Here is an 18,232-nt window from a genome sequence, read left to right as displayed (position 1 = left end):
GAGGCACAAGGCGGCCCGTTTGATACGCACAATAAAGGCGGCGAATCCGAACGAACGTCAACGTGGCTGAAAGCTGTGCAAACGTGCCGTTTAGCGGTAGGCCGCCATTCGGTGTAGGGTGCCTGCGTTGCCACAAGTTGAGGCCCTGCCATGTGCGGTCGATACGCGCTCTATGGTCCTATCTCCCGCGCCTGCAGGCAGTTCGATGTCGACCTTGGCTATGACGACTTCGAGATCATTCCGCGCGATGCGCCGAATCCATTCGGCTGGACTGACCGCTACAACATCGCGCCGACGCAGTCCGCTCCGGTGATCCACGCAGCAGGCAAGCATCACGAGATCCTCGCTGCTCGCTGGGGATTGCTACCACGCTGGATCAAAGAACCCGGCAAGCTCTCACAACCGATCAACGCGAAGATCGAAACCGCGGCGGGAAAGCCGATGTTCCGCGATGCGATCAGACGGTCCCGTGTCCTCGTGCCTGCGTGCGGCTTCTACGAGTGGCAACCTGTGGCCGGTGGCAAGCAGCCGTATTTCATCCGCCCAGCGGGCGGTGAGGTGCTGTTCGGGTTCGGCGGGCTGCTCGAACGGTGGAACGGCACTGACGGCGAGGTGCTAACGTTCGCGATTCTGACGACGGCCGCCAACGATCTCGTTCGCCCGATCCACGACCGCATGCCCGTGATCCTCCGGCCCGAGAATTACGCGGCATGGCTCGATCCGGGCATCACCGACCCGGGGCTCGTGCGGGAGCTGGCCAGCGAGTTTCCAGTGAGCCGCATGGAGGCTTACCCCGTCGGTCGAGCGGTCGGCAATCCCCGGACGGAGGGTCCAGAGCTGGTCGAACGGGTCGGCTTTCCTAGCTGACCGATTGCGCGGCCCCCTCGCTTAGAGGCATCCATGAGCCGTTGCCGCTTGGCGCTGGTGAAGTTGCGGTAGCGCTTATTGGCTGCCTTGAACTTGCTGCCGTCGATCGCAACCATGGCTTCGGTGAAGAGCGCCAGTTCACGGCACAGCACGCCGAACTGGCGGCAGACACGACGGATCCCCCTCGGATCTTCCTTACGGCGGTAAGCAACGGTATTGAAGTCGGGCGTCAGACGCCCGAAGCCCCCCTCCGCTCCGGGTTGCGCTCCGCTCGGCACCGAGAGCTGTTGACCGGCAGCCACGGTCGAGCAGGCGGCGTACCGGGAGACAGCGAGTTCACTGCCTCGTCGTCGCCCGGACTCGACTTCCATGCTTGCGAATTTCGGCTCGTCAAAGTCAACATTCCGGTGCGAGTACTGAACTCACGCACGCGGCCAGAACCGGCCGATGGCGATTCGCTCAGAATTTCTCCGCCTGGCCCCTCTTGGACGTCCGGTTTACGGCTGTCAACCTCGCCCCCCCGCTGTGACTCGACGCCGCCAGTTCCGGCCACACATCCGTCCCACAAACCGGTCAGTCGGAAGTCAGCTCCGCCTCGGCACTAGTCGGTCAAGACATGGGCACGCCCTCCTGCTCCGCGACCAAGTCCGCTTGCAGGGTGGCGTGCAGAGTGGCGTTTCGTCGCGTTCTCCTAATATGCGACCGGTGACGGACTCATCACGGACGGCAGCGGCTCGGTTCGCTACTGTCCGCTCCGGCCGCAAGTATTCACTATGCGTTAGCCAAAGACATTGTTTCCATCGCATCACTTTCCGCAGTGCATACTTGATTCAAATTGGTAACAAGATGTACTGTAATGCGCATTACATGATTGAGGTGAGCAGTGGCGCAGGACAAATGCGAAACCATCAACATGCGCGTGACCTCGGAATTCAAGCGCCTACTGAAATTGGCCGCTGAGCGGGAGCAGCGCAGTCAAACCAACCTTCTCGAGAAGTTGCTTACGGATCACTGTCGACACGCAGGCATCATCGCTTCCATTCCCGAAGAGCCTGCCCCTCAGTCCGCTCGCACCTAGCCTGTCGTCATCACAAGGTCAGAACCTATGCCCACGCCCGCTCACTACAACGCAGAATTCAGCGCACTGGTCGATGAGTACCAGAAGAAGGGGATTAAGGAAGCCCAGAAGCATCGCCCCTCCAAGGACGCTACTCACCCGGATCAGTACGAGGCCGACCTGCGCGCCCAGGCAGCAAAGTGGATGGCCGCCGAGCAACAAATCTTTGGCAACGGGCTGACCGAGACGTCGCGCATAGTGATGGATACACAGCAGAAGCTCATCGAGCTTCAGGCCAAGGTCAAGCAACTCGTCTCCGATCAGTCCGTGCGGGATACGATCGACATGGATCTTGCGGCGGAGCGCGCCGGGCTCGTCGCTGCGACCGAGGCCCGGATGAGGGCAGAGGTCGACTGGAAAGCCTTTCGCGCCAAAAACAACATCCATGAGGAAGCTCGCTATCCTGACAGCCTGATTCACCACTTCGGGCTCGTCGCGTTATGTGTTGTGTTCGAGACCATCGTAAATGCCTTCTTCTACGAGAACGCGCAAGGACTGCTGGGGGGTGCGATGGTCGCGCTTGCGATTTCCATCCTCAACATGGGCGGCGCGATGGGGCTGGGCTACTTCTTCCGAAACCAGAACTTAGTGGATTTCGACAAGAAGATCTACGGCTGGCTCGCCCTGCTCGTCTTTATTGCGGGCGCCATCTACTGTAATGCGCTGTTCTCGGCCTTCCGCGCCGAATACCAGATGCTGGCGGATCCGACGGACTACCTGCTGGTGCGCGAAGCCTTCACGCGAGCGAGCGGCGAAGCGATCAAGATCTACGTGTTCGACATGCAGATTGCGGACATTAGCAGCTTCGTCCTGTTCGGTTTCGGCTTGCTCTTAAGCATCGTGGCGTTCTGGAAGGGCTACACGCTTGATGACAAACACCCGGGCTACGGCGCCAAGGACCGCAGCTTGAAGGAGCGCCGCACCCTAGAGCTCGAAAAACAAGCAGAACTGCGCGTGAAGATCCGCGACTTCCTGCAGCGCCAACGCACTGAAGTCCAGGCGGCCGTGCATGAACCGACGCAACTCGTCACACGCATATCGACCCGCTCAGCCGAACTGCAGCAGTCAGTGACCAAGCTTCACACTCAGGCCCAAGCCATCCAGCGCGACTACGCGCTCGTGCTTGGCGCCTACCGACAAGCCAACCTTTCGATCCGTGCTAACGACGCACCCGCCTATTTCAAGCACACCGAAGATTTGGTCTCGCTGGTCAATAGCGATGCAGCGCCGGCGATCCTGAGCGACATCGAGGAACTGCAAGCCGAGATTGCCGAGACGCGCACTCGTCACGAAGGCCCGCTGAACGACAAGTTGAAGGAACTCGCAGGCAATGCGACCAACGCACTTGGACATACCTTCGACGTCTTCATTGCCGGGGTGGAAGAGGATGCACGGGAGGCCATCGATCGTAGCTCGCCGACCATCTCCCGCACCGTTGCCGTTGCGGGGGCATGATGGCCAAGACTCTGAGCAAGAAAGACAAGCAAGGGCTCTTGATGATCGGCATCGGGGTCGCCGCGATGCTCGCTCTGGTTGGCGCAAAGATATTGGTGGGTGATAAGCCGAAGCCTGCTCCAGACAATTGCGTGGGGTCAGTGACGGCTAACACCGTCGTAATTCTCGATCACAGCGATCGCCTTAGCGACCAGACGCTTGAGGAGATCATGGCGCGTTCGATGCGCCACATCCTCGATGAGGTCCAAATCAATGAACGGGTAAGCGTCTTCACCATCTCGGACATCACCCGTCAGTCGCTTAAGCCAATCGTGTCTGTGTGCCGCCCGCGCGAGGACGGTAACCGGGCCGTCGAGAACGTGCAGATGCTGCGCAAGCGCTTCCAGCAGAACTTCGAGAAGCCGATCCGGGAGGCGCTGCAAATCCTACCCGTCGCAGGCCGGGAGTCGCCCATTGCGCAGGCGATCACAGATCTCTCGTTGAGTCAGTACCTGCGCGGCGAACGCAATACGTTGCTCATCTACTCGGACATGCTCGAACACACGGAGCGGTTTTCCCTGCTCCGCTGCGGGGGGGCCGCGGACGTTGTGAGCCGCTTCCGCGCCTCGCGGCAGGGCTCGCAGGAGCGGCCCGAGTTCAAGAACACGAAGGTCGTATTGAACTTGGTGCCCCGCAACGACCAGCCCCTCCAGAACTTGAAGTGCCGCGATCAGCTATGGCCGTGGTTTTTCGGTAACAACTCGGGCTCGCGCGCCGAGCTAACGCTCGACTACCTCCCCGGCGGCACACTCACCAGCTCCACATCGGGAATTCGGCAATGACAGGCTCTCACTTCAACAGTCTTCTCAGGTTCATCCTCCTGTCGTTCGGATTGCTGATCGGAGCGACGATGGTAAATCTTGGACCGCTGCTATCAATGGCGGCGGGTGTGGCCCCAATGATCATTTATCATTTGGGTTATCTGTACCCCAAGGCAAAGAAGGGCCTAAGCCATACGGCGATCGACAGCGTCTATTACTTTGGCTTTCTCGTCACCGTGGCGGCCTTGGGCATCAGCGCGATGACGATCGCGAGCCGCGGCGCCTCAACGGATATCAACACTGTCGTCTATCAGTTCGGTGTCGGATTGATCGCCACTGGCTATGCCGTGATCGCCCGCATGCACTTGAGTAGCGTCGCGACGGTTGAGGATCGCGAGTCGCCCGAAGCTATTCTCGATCATTACCTGAAGCGCTCACGCGAGATGGTCGACAACGTCGAGCTCGCATCAAACCGCATTGCTGAATTGTCGGTGGTGGTGATCAATCGGACGGCCGAGGTGTCGGAGGTCTCTCGTGCCGCCACCGAGAAGGTCCTGCGCGACATGGCACATGTATTCGATCAGGAGATGAAGCTGACGCTCACCTCTGCGCGCGACGGGCTCAATGAGGTACGTGCGTTGGCCTCCGATGTGAGCTTTGCGGCAGAACGCGATGCACTCACCCGCAGTGTGAAGGCGACCCTGGAAGCAGTGACATTGCTGAACAAGGGCCTAGCCGAATACGCCTCGGCAACACGCGCCGGCACGGACCTCACCCAGCAGTCAATCACAACATCCGCCGCACTTAACCGCGCGCTGGATACGCTCAGGACGAACGTCGAACTGCTCGCCGGTAACGAAGGCGCGATCGTCAAATCGGCCGCAGCCCTGAGTGATGCAAGTGCCGTGATCGTGGAAGGGTCGCGCGCCGTCCATGGAGTCACGACCGAACTGGCGCATGCCGCTTCCGCGGTGGCCGATACCGGTCCGACGTTTCAGAAGATGCGAACGATGGCCAAAAAAACGCAGGAACAGATGGATTCGCTTGTTGAGGTGACCGAGCGCCTCGGCGGAGCGGTTACACGGATCGATGAAACTGCAGGGGCAACCGGCCGCCTTTCGATAGCGCTGGACCATACAGCCGAGGCGCTACCCAAGCTCGTGGGCAACGTCGAGGGTTTGAGGTCCCAGTTCGACCAGGCCGGGCAGGTTGCGCATCGCCTCGCAAATCAGCTCAACAGCCTCCCGCAACCGATCAAGGACCTGACCGCTGCGAGCGCCGGAATTCCTGACGCGCTTACGCATATCGTGCAGGCGATCACCGATGCGGCCGCCCATGCGGAAAGGCTGAAGGCCGAAATGTTTGCTGCTGCACAGGGCCCGAACAGCGGCGCGCAGCTTATCGGTACCGCAAAAAGTCTACATTCATCCATCGGCGTGATCGAGCAGCTTCTGCCGAAGTTCGCGACCGCGATTGATGCATCCCAGAAAAACTTAATCCACGCATCCGAGGAGGTCAAGGCTGCGATCGCGTCCTCCGCCGGGGTGCTGGACGCCGACGCGCGTCGATCGGGCGAAGCGGTAACGTTGCTAACGGAACGCCTAGCGCAGATGGCGCAGATGATCATTGACCGTACTCAGCAGCGGCAGCAGGTGGCAGCGTGAAACGCGCGGACGACGTCTTCTTCTTTACCCTGATCGACTTTCTGGTACAGGTCTTCTTTTTCGGGATGCTGATTTACGTGGTCGCTCAAGCGAACCAACGGGAGGCGGAGGAGCAGCGCGGCGTCGAAAAGCAGCAAGTCGAGGAGTTGAAAAAGGCGGCCGGCGTATCGAATCTCACCGAGCTGACCGATCTCCTCACCCGCCTCGCGCCCATTACCGAACTCAAGGGCTTTGCCGACTTCATGGCGAAGTGGGGTGGAATTGAGAAGGCGACCTCGGCACAGAAGGCAGTGGCGGATGCAGGCGGGGTCGAGAAGGTGCAAGAGCGGCTCGAGAAGCTCCGGAAGCTCGAGGAGGGATCGGGCAAGCCCCCATGCCTCTACGATGTGGTGGATGGCAAGAAGGTGGTGACGAAAGTCGCAACCGTCGTGGCGACTGACTCCACGATCCGTTTCACGGAGAACACGCCGCAGCTCGCGCAGGTGCTCCACATCCTAGGGCATAACTTCGACAGTGTCAGGGAGCTGTCGCTGGCAGATTTCCGGAAGGCATTCAGCCCGATCACGGCGCTAAAACCAGACTGCCGCTACACAGTCACCTTCAATGAGGCGACTCGGTATGTGGATGCTCGCGATGCCGTGTCTTCGGCTTTTGTTCCAGCTATTCGGAAAGTGCGCAATGCAGGATCATGATGCCGAGATGAAGGGCCTGGTGCGCAGTCTCGATGCCATGACCGCGCACCTCTACCGCATCTGGTCGCGTGATCCTGCGCGACACCGGGAGCCTGCCTCGCGCCCGGAACCGCGTCCTGAAAGTCCATATGCCCGCCAACCCCAAAGGGTACGCCAACCTGACCCACTGGACCGCCTCCCCGGCGAGACTTTCTTTGGCTGGATCGCCCGCGTGGTGCGCGGTAGGGGGGACTAAGCGCAAGACTTTCTCGTGAATCTGAACAACGAAACCGGCAGCTGACCGTTGGCCTAAAGAAACTGTCGGGTCAGGGGCCCAGTGCCATGGATGCGCTAAGAATTTCCAAACCGCCCTGGTCGGTGCAGCCCGCTCACTCTTACTAGTTAGTCGCGCTTCACCACAACGTATGACCCTGACACGAACTTTGATTTTTGCCGTTGCGCTCATCACAGTTTTCAACGTGCATGCGGAGAGCATTTCCTGTCGAGTCGTGGGCGTCTCCGATGGGGACACCCTAACGTGCCTCACCGAAGAGAAAAGACAGGTCAAGGTCCGCCTGGCTCAGATCGACGCGCCCGAGAAAGGGCAGAGCTTCGGACAAAAGGCCAAGCAGGCGCTTGCGAACCATGTATTCGGCAAAAAGGTCACCATCGAGGTCGAGACGACAGATCGCTACGGCCGCACGGTCGGGACAGTGATATTTGCTGGTCATGACATCAATCGCGAGATGGTGACTAGCGGCATGGCCTGGGTCTATGACCAATACGCGCGTGACCCAGCGTACTTCGAAGCTCAATCTGCAGCACGCGCAAGTCATCTCGGCCTGTGGTCGGAACCAGACCCGATTCGACCCTCCGACTGGCGGCACGGTACGAATTTGACCTCCCGCGAATTCCATGGGGCCGCCTATGCGATCGCATCAGCACCAGCCGCGGCGATGACTCACGGACGTAATGAAGCGAGCAGTGGTTTTTCCTGCGCAGGCAAGCGCTACTGTAGAGAAATGAATTCGTGCGCGGAAGCTCAGTTCTACCTCAACAGCTGTGGCCTCTATCGACTCGACGGCGACAGGGATGGGTTGCCATGCGAGAAGTTGTGTTGACAGTAAAGCGGATGATCCAACGGGCCCCTTGAGCCCAACCAACTGATTTCTGCGCACTCCAGGTGTTGGCCGGCGACGTGGCGAGGTCTCTGTCCGCCCAGGAGCGGTAGTTCGTTCTCGCCAGAAAGCTGACTGTCAAAGGGGTGCTCTGCCCTGAAAACTATCGGATCGGCAGTGGAAGGATGCCTGCCAATCCGGCCGTACATCTCTCGCTGAACGAGCGGCCGGTGTCCTGCGGTCAAGAGACGCTGGGCCGGATTTCTGCTCAACTACCTGACCGGCAGTATTCCTGGGTGCACCTTTCCATACTGCGGCAGCCAATGCTGCAGCAGCCTCACAGCCTCCTCCGCAGTAGTAGCGCCAAACACGCGGTCGTTCGGCAAACCGGGATAGCGCACGCGTTCGTCGATGCGGCGGTCCGCCAGCAGTTCGCTGGCACCACCACACCGCATCCCGATCACTAATCTGCCGAAGGACCAGGCCAAGGCCATCTCGGACAGCGTGCCTGCGCCCCCGCCGACAGCAACCAGCGCGGCGGACTGCGCGACGATGGCATTCCTGGCGTGGTCCAGGCCGGTGGGTATGGCGATGTCTACGTACTCGTTTGCCTCACCAGTGTCCGATCCTGGGAGGATTCCGATACCAGCTCCATCAAACCAAGCTGTAGACGAGCGCACCCCGCGATGGGCTGCCTGCATTGCGCCGGCCATGCCTCCGGTAACGACTCGGAATCCTGCGTCGACGAGCCCGCGGCCCAATGCTTCGGCCAGGGCTGCGCGGGGATGGCCGGCTTCCAGCCGTGCATCGCCCACAACAGCTATGCAGACCCGTCGTGCGTTGCCGATGGGTTTCGTCATGCAAGGCTCCCCGCACTGGCCGCGTCCCGTGTCGAGTTTCGCAGCGATGGCCGCGTCATCAGCGAGGCAATGACAGCGTCGCGCTGGCTTCTCGATTCTGCATCGCGTGCTCCACCGGGTTCATGCAAGTACAGGCACTGTCGAATCCACCGCGGTGAGTGTGCCAACTCCACCATCGGCAGCATTAGGGCCCAGTCGCTGGCTAGTTCGACATACGCACCATCGAGTCTTAAGTGTTCGTCAGGGATTTGGTCGAACAGCGACTTCTTGAAGCTGCGCAGGTGCTGCCAGACGTTGCCCCCCCTATTTGCACGGGGATCGCGTAGGCAAGCCGGGTAGTCCGCGCGCTTGTCCGTGCGGCACATTGAACCGACGGTCATGTCCGCGCCCCGGTCGTATTCTGCAGCCAGGATGTCGAGTACGTTCGTCCCGACCAAACAGTCGTCTGCGTCCAGTGTAATGATCACCGAATCCGGGTGGCCACAGTGGATCCGGATCGCATCCACCGTGTTTGCCAGCAGGCCGCGACGCACCGGGTTGCAAACGAAACTCACCCGGTCTCCAATGCCGGAGCACAACCGTCGCTGCACTTCCCCCCAGGCCGGGCAGGAAGCATCGTCGATTACCACTGCGCCCCAATCGCTACATGCTTGCCGTTGCACTGATTCCAGACAGCGCCGGAAACGCCCGGGCTCGACGTTCCGTCCGGCAATGATGAACACGAAACGCTCGAAGCGCGTGGGTTGCAACCATTGCTCTACCGTGCCCTGCAAGTCGACCGCGTCGAGTTGAAACGAGGGCACTGAACCCGTCGCCACGCGAGATGCAATTCGCGCGAGGTCGACAAGATCACTCTTGCGCTCGTTGGTCGGATGGACGAAGAAGGTGCGGTGGTTGCCGCCCCGCAAAGAGTGCGCAAGGCCTCGCTTGACGACGCGATCCAGGGCTCGATGCCAAGCGGGTACCGATGAGTTGTCTGGACAGCTGGGTACCAGAGGGAGCAGCGCCCGTAGTCGCTGCATCTGCAGCATCGCAATGCGGACCTCTACGCGCCAAGGGCCTGCCGGGCCGGCACCGGTATAAGGCAGGTCGGTGACGTGGGCAATGTTGAATGCCACCGTAACGGCCATCGGGTCGCTGTCCACGGCCCGCACCATGTCGCTGAGGTAGTCATGCTTCGGGTCGCGCCGCGCGACGATTACATCCAGATCGGTCTGGAGCAGATAAGGGGTCTGACAGGCCTCGAAGCCAGCCAATATTGCGGCCAGCGGGGCGCCATTGTCGGCATGTGTTCCCGGATGCGCGTACCCAATCCACTTCGCGGCCAGTTCCGAACAGGTCTTCGCATCAACCGGAGCGATTACGACGCGATCGACCCATCCCTGGGCCTGCAGCACCGCGGCCTGGGCTCGAAGCCCGACCAGGCTACCGTCGGTGTACTGGCGAAGGAAGTCATTTTTCCTTGAATCCAGCACTAAAATGACCTCGTAGAAGGCCCGGGGCGACTCGAGCTGCTCAACCAAGTGCCGAACACGCGTGGCCAGCATGTCGGTTTCCATGGCGCACGCCTTAATGAGCAGCGTGCAGTCCAGCGGTTCAACTGGCCGGAACTCGTAAATCAAAAGGTCGCAAGCCGGCTCGAATCTGATCTGGTCGATGGTCTCCCTCTCTAGCCGCTGCACCAGTTCGAAGCCCGCCCGCCGCAGCAGCTTGAGAATGACGCGCTCGGGTCGATGGAATTCGATGAGAGTCCGCCCGCTACGTCGATGGCGCTTGGTCCACCTGAAGCTGGTTTCCGGATCGATCGCGGCTGGTGCCTCTGGCAGCGCTTCTGACGTGGCGATCCGCGGTGCGTAAGCAGGGTGACAAATTGCCAGCAGCAGACGTCCTTGGCGAGATACGCATCGGCGCAATTGCGCCACAACCTCATTCATCGCCGCGTCATCCAGCAAGCAGATCACGCGCCTGCAGATCACCAAGTCAAAGGGCTCGTGGGCCAGCACCTGGTCCAGGCAGTGCGCGGGTATCAGGTTCTGGCTACGAAGGCTCTCCAGCCGCTCGACCAAGGCCAGGTCGGGGTCATAGGCCACGACAGAGTGCCCCAGTGAGGCAAGGAGGCCGCTGACCTCGCCCTTGCCGCAACCGAAGTCGAGCACGCGCTGTAGCGGCAGCCTCGACACATTCGCAAGCAGCGGGTCCACCGCCGGCTGCTGCTCCGTGGTCTCGCGCACAGCCCTCATGAAGTACTCTTCGAAGCCGCTAAGTTCCGGCAGGTAGGCATCGGTCGAGCTGGCTCTTAGCAATTCGTTCAGGTCGGTCCTGTTGCTGTGTCGCCAAGCGAGGTAGGCACGTCGACACATGGCCGTGAACTCGGCCTCGAAGTCCTGCACCTCGTTGGTCAGCAGCAGGTCGCCGCCGTAGTCGATCAGGCGGACCATACAGCCGACACTGCGGAGGTTCTTGGGATGGATATTCCGGCAGACCAAGCCCTTTGCATGGCACTCCGCCATTAGATCCACGAGCCCGGGGCCCTGGCCCCCGAGATATGGTTGGCTGGGCTCGTAAGGGTAAATCAACACGCTGTGGATGCCCTCGATCAAGAACTGTTTGATGCCATACAGCCCCTTCCCCGTGGGCCATCGCCCTACCAGCGAAGCGATACGGTCCCGTGCCCTCGCTGCCTGTCTGGGCTTCCAATAGTCGATTACCTTCAGCACCCGTTGGCCGTCGGTGAAAACCACGCCTTCTGAGCCCTGACCCAGGCATTGCAGTGCCGCATCGGTGCGGAGGTGCCTGCCTACCAAGCGACGCGCGACCGACTCGGCATTGAGCAGCCGCTGCTCGTGCAATTGCGCATCAATCAGCGTGCTAGACCGTAGGCGGTCTTGGTGTTCGGTCACCATCACCGACAGGCCTGCCTCGAAGACGACGACGTCAAGCCCCGACAACTGGCTTACAGCCTTGGTCACGCGGTTCAGCAGGTCTGAATCAACCCAGCGGAGCACCGTATCGGCGAACGCCAGCACGCGGTCTGCGCTCGCCCCAATCCAGCCTTTCGATCTTGCCAATGCCGCTAGTTCATGCCCCAACCCGCGAATGCGGTAGATCGACAACCTGAAGGCCGCTAGGCGCTCTTCGCGATATTTCTCTGCGCGCTCGGCTAGGTTCAGGCCAGGGTCCACGCTCTTGTCCTGCAGCGCAGAGAACACCGCAAAGCCGCGAATGTCGTCAATGAGAGTGCATTCGTCGCGCGCCGTGTCGATGACCTGTGCCTCACGCGCGTGATAGACCCCTAGTGGAACCGAGACTACCTTGCGACGGTATCTGTCGCGCTGAATCAGTGCCCAGATCATGTCGGACCGGCGCGTGACGCGGCCACGGATCTCGGGCACCGCGTTGGGTGCGTCGCGCAGTGCCTCAATGTCGAAGATCCAGGTATTTCCCCCTCGGTGCAGGGCATCCTTTAAGTCGAAGTTGGCCAGCGCCGCGGCGTCGATGGCCAGAGGGCGGAACAACTGCTCTCCTGACAACAGGCGGTGAAGGTTTGAGCACAGGCGCTCGAAGGCCGCACCCACGGTCTCGCCGGGATACTCGGGCAGTAACCAGAAGGGCGTCTCCAGCCGGTCTGTTTCGTGGTGAGACAGGCAGTAGTAATAGTCGCGTTTCCCTAAGCGAAGGGCGGCGTTTTTGAGTGACATGTCGGGTAAGGCTTCGTCCGGGTCGAGCCGGGCCAGCCAGCGCAGCGTTGCGACCAGGTCTACCAACTGGACGCGAAGCGTTGACAAGGTGGGTAATGGCGCTGCCCCCGTATAGCTGCCGATGGCGATGTCGACTCCCTCATCTCGAAGCTTAGCTAGCCACGGAACCAACGGGTAACGCGTACGCCGTAGCTTCGCACCGAAGGCCAGAAGCGGATCCAGCCTCATGTCGTCGTCCAGGATCCAGGCCACAGCACCGGGCCGTGACTTGCAGAAACGGTACAGATAGGACTGCAAGCAGGTCCTGGCCGGTCCGATGGCTAGCCGCCCTTGCGCCTCGGTCGGTAATTCGCCCGCAAGCGAGGCGGCCGCGCGTGCGCTCTGCCCGATGGTTTGAATACGCAGTCCCTGTGCCCGCCAGCGGTCAGCCGCTCGGGGCAGTTCATCCGAGTCCGCGTCAGTGCTGTTGTCCAGCACCAGCACATCCAGCGCCACGAGCCCCGGTTCCAACTGCAAAAGCACCAAGTCCTGCATCAAACCGTCCAGTGCCTGGATACGCAGCGCATCGGTGATCAGGCCAACCACTAAGTGGATCCCGTGATCGACCGACGGTGAGGATGCGAGGCACATTCCGTCTGGTTGTTGGGCTGCTTCGGCCGAAGCGACTGGCACCTGCCAGTCGAAGAGCCGCTTCGCGCGGTCCCGGGCACCCTGAAGCTGCGCGGCTCTCATGTGCGGGCCATGCTTGTCGAAGAATGCGGTCAAGCCTGCTTGGCGCTGAGGCGAGCCAGGGGTGCAAAGCCTGGATCGATCACCGCAGGCGTGGTGTCGCACGGTGTGCTCAGTTACACGACGGTAGCCCGCAGTAGAAATTCGCAGAATGCGAATCAGCAAATCTCTGTCAGTGCAGCTCGGCAGGGATTCATCGAAGCCGCCAGCTTCGAGTAAGCGGTCCAGACGAACGACCAGGTTACTGGGCTGGAGGCCCGGGTTGCCGACGTAGAAGGCTGGCAGGCTGACGCGGGCGGGCGGCTTGATCGCTTCATCCGGCTGACCGGCAACAACGCGTACAAAGCCGCTGGCAACCAGCGATGCACCGGCCTGCAGTGCCCCGATGCACTGCTCCAGGTGGTGGGGTAGCCACTGGTCATCGTCGTCCAAAAAGGCGATAAACACCCTCCGCGGGTCGGCAGTGTGCCGCGCCAGATGGTCCAGTCCGGTATTCCATGCCCCTGCCGCGCCAGGTGTGCGGCGGTTATGCAAGGCGCTGACGGGCAAGCCTAGGGACTCGGCTAGATTTTGGCATCGTCCCAATGACGCTGCTTCGGCTGCATCGTCGACGAGGATCAGTTCGTCGCAGGGACGCCATTGGGACGCGATAGAGGGAAGGGCTCGCGCAGCAAGAAGATCGTGGCGGTTCTTGGTGGCAACGAGAGCGACGACGCGAAGCGGCGCGTGCTGGAGTGGCATGTTCATATGACTTCCGGATGTGAAGTTGAGGGGGTTTTGCATCACGGTTCCGGGATATGCCTGGTGTCAGACTATCCGGGGAGTGCTTCATCCAAGCATCCCCGGGAGTCAAACCGTGCCATCCCTTGGCGCGATACGGTTTGCAATGTAACCGCCATCTGCCGCTCAAACAAATTTCACGCAGCGCCTTTCACCAAACGCCAGAGTTTCCTGAAGCGGTAAATGAAATGCCGATGGGCTCTACGTTGCCCTTTCCATGGCTTTTCTCTGGAAGGCGCCGCATCGCGTGACTCGGATTCCGACCGGCCGTTTCGGGGCAATGAGTCCAGCGGATTCATTGTCAATGCAGGGTCGGGAACATGATTTCGCTAGATTGGGAATCTGCCATTCAGAGCGATCCAATGCTGAAGGGCCGGTAACCGCGTCATTGCCGACTAACACGGAGCGCCGCCTCAATGGCGGCGAGGACCGAGGCGCACTCAGCCAGCCATCGCACCGTCCGGCCGATCCGCCCCGAAACCTATCACTCGGCCACAGAGGCCATGAATGCCTCCTGAGGGTCGGGTTGCGAGCGACGCCTCCTCCGATTCATCGCCGGAAAGCCGCCGCTGGAGGTTCGCTTCCCATTAGCAGCCACTCGTTGATGAGTCGTATCGACCCACAGGCGACATTCGTCGCCTTGGCTCCTTCGCAGCGGATTCCTGTGAGGAGTGGACGCCTCCGGCATACGAGATCTTCCATAGCAGGCACGATAAACGCCGATAGACTTACTCCCTGTTATATTGACGTTAATAACGCGGACTGATATAGTCCTCGTTATTGCAGTCCAGGGAGCTTCCCTCATGGCACATCTCACCGCGAGTGTCGAATACGCAATTCATTGCCTGTTATGGCTCATCGATGCAGGCAGCAAACCGCTGAGCAGTCGGGATCTGGCGGAATTGCAAGGCATCTCCCCCAGTTTCGTGGCCAAGCTGTTCCCCAAGCTGGAGAAGGCCGGCATCGTGACGGCCAGCGAGGGCGTGCGGGGAGGATATGTGCTGGCCCGTCCGCCCGAAGAAATCACCTTCCTGCAAGTGATTGACGCGATCGAAGGGTTCAAGCCTCTGTTCGAATGCCAGGAGATACGCGATCGGATTGCCCTGTTTGGCGATACACCACCCGCCTGGGCTACCGATGGTCTGTGCGCCATTCACGTAGTCATGATCAAGGCGGAAAAGGCGATGCGTGCGCAGTTGGCGGCGCATTCGCTTGCCGATGTCGCCTTTGCTGTAACGCAAAAGGCTCCTACCGGTTTCAAGATCAAAGTTCTGGAATGGATGGACGAGCGCGTAGGAGGCCGCCGCCCCGGTCGCCCTGCCAAAAAGCGCACAGCTTCATCCTGAGGCTCTGACGGCGCTCGCCGTAACACTTTGTCAGTTTCCCCTCTCGGTCACCTCGGACGGACCGAGGTGCTGTCGCGCGTCTGCACGATGGATGGCCCTCTTGCGTCCGAAAATTAGGAGTCCCGTTCATGAAGAAGAAAATTGTCGTCGCAGGCGCCGGCTTTGCGGGAATGTGGGCAGCCCTGTCCGCGGCACGAGCCGTCGCGCTGTCCGGCCGGGATGAGGCTGTCGAGGTGACGGTAATCTCACCCACCCCGACGCTCGTTATCCGTCCTCGTCTATACGAGGCGACGATCGCGGGCATGGACCCCGACCTGATCCCCCTTTTCAACGCTACCGGGGTCATTTATGTCAAAGGAAGCGTTACGTCCATTGATGCTGATGCTCATCGACTCGAAATCGTCGATGAACATGGGGTGCAATCGACTCTGACCTATGACAAATTCGTCCTGGCGACCGGTAGCTGCCTGTCCCGCCCCTCCGTGTCGGGTCTGTCTGAGCATGCATTCGATGTTGATCAGATTGAAGGCGCCAAAAAACTCGAAGCGCATCTCGCCTCTCTTGCCAGCCGGCCGGACAGCAACGCTCGCAATACGGTAGTCGTTGCCGGGGGAGGCTTTACCGGTATCGAAGCCGCTGCCGAAATGCCGTCTCGACTTCGCGACATCCTCGGAGACGACGCGCCAATCCGGGTCGTTATTATTGAAAGGGCACCTGACATCGGACCCGACTTGGGCCCCGTGCCACGTCCTGTCATTCAGGAAGCACTTGCCGAGTGCGGAGTCGAAATGATCACCGGGACTTCGGTCGTCTCGATCACTCCCGACAGCGTAACCACGGCGACTGGGATGAGCATCGACACCAATACGGTGCTTTGGACTGCCGGCGCACGCGCCCATCCATTAGTGCGTCAGATTCCAGGAACCTACGATCATCTCGGGCGCCTCTACGGTGACGCGTATCTACGTGCGCCCGACGCGCCGGATATTCTCGTGACGGGAGACGCCGTGAATGCAGCCACAGATGACCAGGGCAACGTGGCCTCCATGTCGTGCCAGCACGCAATGAGTCTCGGTCGGGTCGCCGGTCATAACGCGGCCGCCGCGTTGCTGGATCTACCGTTACATCCCTACAGTCAACCGAAGTATGTGACCTGCCTGGATATCGGTTCCTGGGGAGCGCTCTACACGGAAGGATGGGATCGGCAAGTACGGCTCACCCGCGCGGAGGGTAAGCACCTTAAACAAGAAATCACGACAAAGTGGATTTATCCGCCCGCTGCGAATCGGGACGCCGTTTTTTCCGTTGCAAATCCGGATTTCGTTATCGTGCCTTAATTCAAAAGAGCACAGCTTTTCGGAAAGGGATCGGGCGGCGGCGCTCAGAAGCGCCGTCCGGCGGGTTCGAGAGTGAAGCAGTCCCTCGATTCGCGGCTTCACAGAAGTGTCGACCGACCGATTATGGCCGAGGCTGTGTAAAAACGGTCGATGTTGTATGATATTGGCATTGTTATCAGCGTAATCAGTGACCATGAAGCGCTTCGTCGAAGGTCAGAGCCGCACACAGGAGGCGCTGCTGCCCGAGAGGCTGGATGACTTCGTCTCCGAGATCAATCCGGTTCGGGTCATCGATGTCTTCGTCGATGAACTCGATCTGCGCAAGCTGGGCTTCGCCGGCGTCGATCCGGCGGCGACCGGACGACCCGCCTATCACCCGGCGGCGCTGCTCAAGCTCTACATCTACGGCTACCTGAACCGGATCCAGTCGAGCCGACGCCTGGAGCGCGAGGCGCAGCGCAACCTGGAGTTGATGTGGCTCGTCGAGCGTCTGACGCCCGATTTCAAGACCATTGCAAACTTTCGCAAGGACAATCCGAAGGGGATTCGCGGTGTCTGCCGCCAATTCGTCGTGCTGTGCCGGGAACTGGGACTCTTTGCCGAAGCGGCGGTCGCAATCGACGGCAGTAAGTTCAAAGCAGTCAACAACCGCGATCAGAACTTCACCAGCGCCAAGCTGCAACGGCGCATGGAGGGGATCGAATCCAGCATCGAGCGTTACCTCGTCGAGATGGATACCGCCGACCGGCAAGAGCCGGCGGTGGCCCAAGCGAAGAAGGAGCGGCTGCAGGACAAGATCACGACCCTGAAGGCGCGGATGAAGGAACTCGAGGCGATCGGTGTCCAGCTCGAGAACACGCCCGACAAGCAAATCTCCCTCACGGATCCCGACGCCCGATCCATGAAGACGCGGGGCACGGGCATCGTGGGTTACAACGTGCAGACGGCCGTCGAAACGAAGAACCATCTGATCGTTGCCCATGAGGTGATCAACGACGGTCTGGATCGCGACCAGCTGAGCAAGATGGGCAAGCAGGCGCGCAAGGCCATGCGAGTGGACTATCTCACCGCGATTGCCGATCGGGGCTATTACAAGAGTGAGGAAATCCTCGCCTGCCACAAGGCCGGCATCGTGCCCCTGGTTCCGAAAAGCGCGACCTCCAACGCGAAAGCCGACGGACGTTTCGACAAATCGGACTTCGTGTATGACCGTGAGAACGACGAATACGTTTGCCCGGCCGGCGAGCGCCTGATCTGGCGCTTCACCCGCGTTGAGGCCGGGCTGACGATGCATCGCTACTGGAGCTCACACTGTCCGCGGTGCTCCATCAAGGACCGATGCACGCCAAGTGACTACCGGCGGGTCGGCCGCTGGGCGCACGAAGAAGAGTTGGAAGTCATGCAGGCTCGGCTCGATCAGGCGCCCGACAGCATGCGGATCCGGCGTCGGACGGTGGAGCATCCCTTCGGCACCCTCAAGGCGTGGATGGGGGCGACGCACTTCCTGACCAAGGGCCTCGAACGCGTCAGAACGGAGATGAGTCTGCACGTCCTCGCATATAACCTGAAACGAGTGATGAAGTTGATAGGAAATGAGGCATTGATGGCGGCGATGAAGGCCTGAAAGGGCCTTTTTGAAGCTCAACTGAGCTGATTTGCCGCCTTCAAATTCGTTCGCTTCCGCCGCAGGGCGCCGGAACGACTGATTCTTGGCACATCGGCGACCGTTTTTACACGGCCTCGGCCGAAACCCGAAATCCATCGTAGATTCTCGTTTATTCGCATTGTCT

11 protein-coding genes and 1 pseudogene are annotated in these 18,232 nt (G+C 60.5%); 9 read left to right on the top strand and 3 right to left on the bottom strand.

Annotated features, from left to right (window positions below):
- Nucleotides 1-150: 150 nt before the first annotated feature.
- Nucleotides 151-867, top strand: a complete 717-nt coding sequence (locus tag AzCIB_RS07075; protein ID WP_050415247.1) for an SOS response-associated peptidase — start codon at nt 151-153, stop codon at nt 865-867.
- 29 nt (nt 868-896) lie between these two features.
- Here the strand turns inward: AzCIB_RS07075 and AzCIB_RS24635 are convergent.
- Nucleotides 897-1,106, bottom strand: a pseudogene (locus AzCIB_RS24635) (transposase); the annotation flags it as partial.
- Between the two features lie 866 nt (nt 1,107-1,972).
- Between AzCIB_RS24635 and AzCIB_RS07070 the strand changes: the two are divergent.
- The 5 genes from AzCIB_RS07070 (at nt 1,973) to AzCIB_RS07050 (ending at nt 7,695) form a co-directional block, all read left to right on the top strand.
- Nucleotides 1,973-3,439, top strand: coding sequence for a hypothetical protein (locus AzCIB_RS07070; RefSeq protein ID WP_050415246.1), 1,467 nt, complete (start codon nt 1,973-1,975; stop codon nt 3,437-3,439).
- On the top strand, nt 3,439-4,260 hold the full coding sequence (locus AzCIB_RS07065) for a hypothetical protein (RefSeq protein ID WP_157058446.1): 822 nt from the start codon (nt 3,439-3,441) through the stop codon (nt 4,258-4,260). Before AzCIB_RS07070 ends, AzCIB_RS07065 begins: the two co-directional genes overlap by 1 nt.
- Entirely contained in the window at nt 4,257-5,903 is a 1,647-nt protein-coding gene (locus tag AzCIB_RS07060; protein ID WP_157058445.1) for a hypothetical protein, read from the top strand. Before AzCIB_RS07065 ends, AzCIB_RS07060 begins: the two co-directional genes overlap by 4 nt.
- Nucleotides 5,900-6,595 (top strand): hypothetical protein, encoded by a 696-nt coding sequence (locus tag AzCIB_RS07055; RefSeq protein ID WP_050415243.1) that lies wholly within the window; start codon nt 5,900-5,902, stop codon nt 6,593-6,595. Before AzCIB_RS07060 ends, AzCIB_RS07055 begins: the two co-directional genes overlap by 4 nt.
- 404 nt (nt 6,596-6,999) lie before the next feature.
- The gene (locus AzCIB_RS07050) at nt 7,000-7,695 is read left to right on the top strand and encodes a thermonuclease family protein (RefSeq protein WP_050415242.1); all 696 of its coding nucleotides are present in this window, start codon (nt 7,000-7,002) and stop codon (nt 7,693-7,695) included.
- Nucleotides 7,696-7,964: 269 nt separating this feature from the next.
- Here the strand turns inward: AzCIB_RS07050 and AzCIB_RS07045 are convergent, their stop codons facing one another.
- Both AzCIB_RS07045 and AzCIB_RS07040 read right to left on the bottom strand, forming a co-directional pair.
- Nucleotides 7,965-8,552, bottom strand: coding sequence for an SLOG cluster 4 domain-containing protein (locus AzCIB_RS07045; protein ID WP_050415241.1), 588 nt, complete (start codon nt 8,550-8,552; stop codon nt 7,965-7,967).
- Complete coding sequence (locus AzCIB_RS07040) at nt 8,549-13,726, bottom strand: glycosyltransferase (protein ID WP_050415240.1); 5,178 nt, start codon at nt 13,724-13,726, stop codon at nt 8,549-8,551. Before AzCIB_RS07040 ends, AzCIB_RS07045 begins: the two co-directional genes overlap by 4 nt.
- An 836-nt stretch (nt 13,727-14,562) precedes the next feature.
- Here AzCIB_RS07040 and AzCIB_RS07035 point away from each other — a divergent pair.
- From AzCIB_RS07035 to AzCIB_RS07025, 3 genes are all read left to right on the top strand, one after another.
- Complete coding sequence (locus tag AzCIB_RS07035) at nt 14,563-15,105, top strand: RrF2 family transcriptional regulator (protein ID WP_050415239.1); 543 nt, start codon at nt 14,563-14,565, stop codon at nt 15,103-15,105.
- Between the two features lie 128 nt (nt 15,106-15,233).
- Entirely contained in the window at nt 15,234-16,442 is a 1,209-nt protein-coding gene (locus AzCIB_RS07030) for an NAD(P)/FAD-dependent oxidoreductase (RefSeq protein WP_050415238.1), read from the top strand.
- A 193-nt stretch (nt 16,443-16,635) separates the two neighbouring features.
- Nucleotides 16,636-18,066, top strand: a complete 1,431-nt coding sequence (locus AzCIB_RS07025; protein ID WP_050415237.1) for an IS1182 family transposase — start codon at nt 16,636-16,638, stop codon at nt 18,064-18,066.
- Nucleotides 18,067-18,232 lie beyond the last annotated feature (166 nt).

It is taken from the genome of Azoarcus sp. CIB (assembly GCF_001190925.1).
In the GTDB taxonomy this organism is placed as follows: Bacteria; Pseudomonadota; Gammaproteobacteria; order Burkholderiales; family Rhodocyclaceae; genus Aromatoleum.
This window is presented reverse-complemented; position numbering and strand designations above follow the sequence as displayed.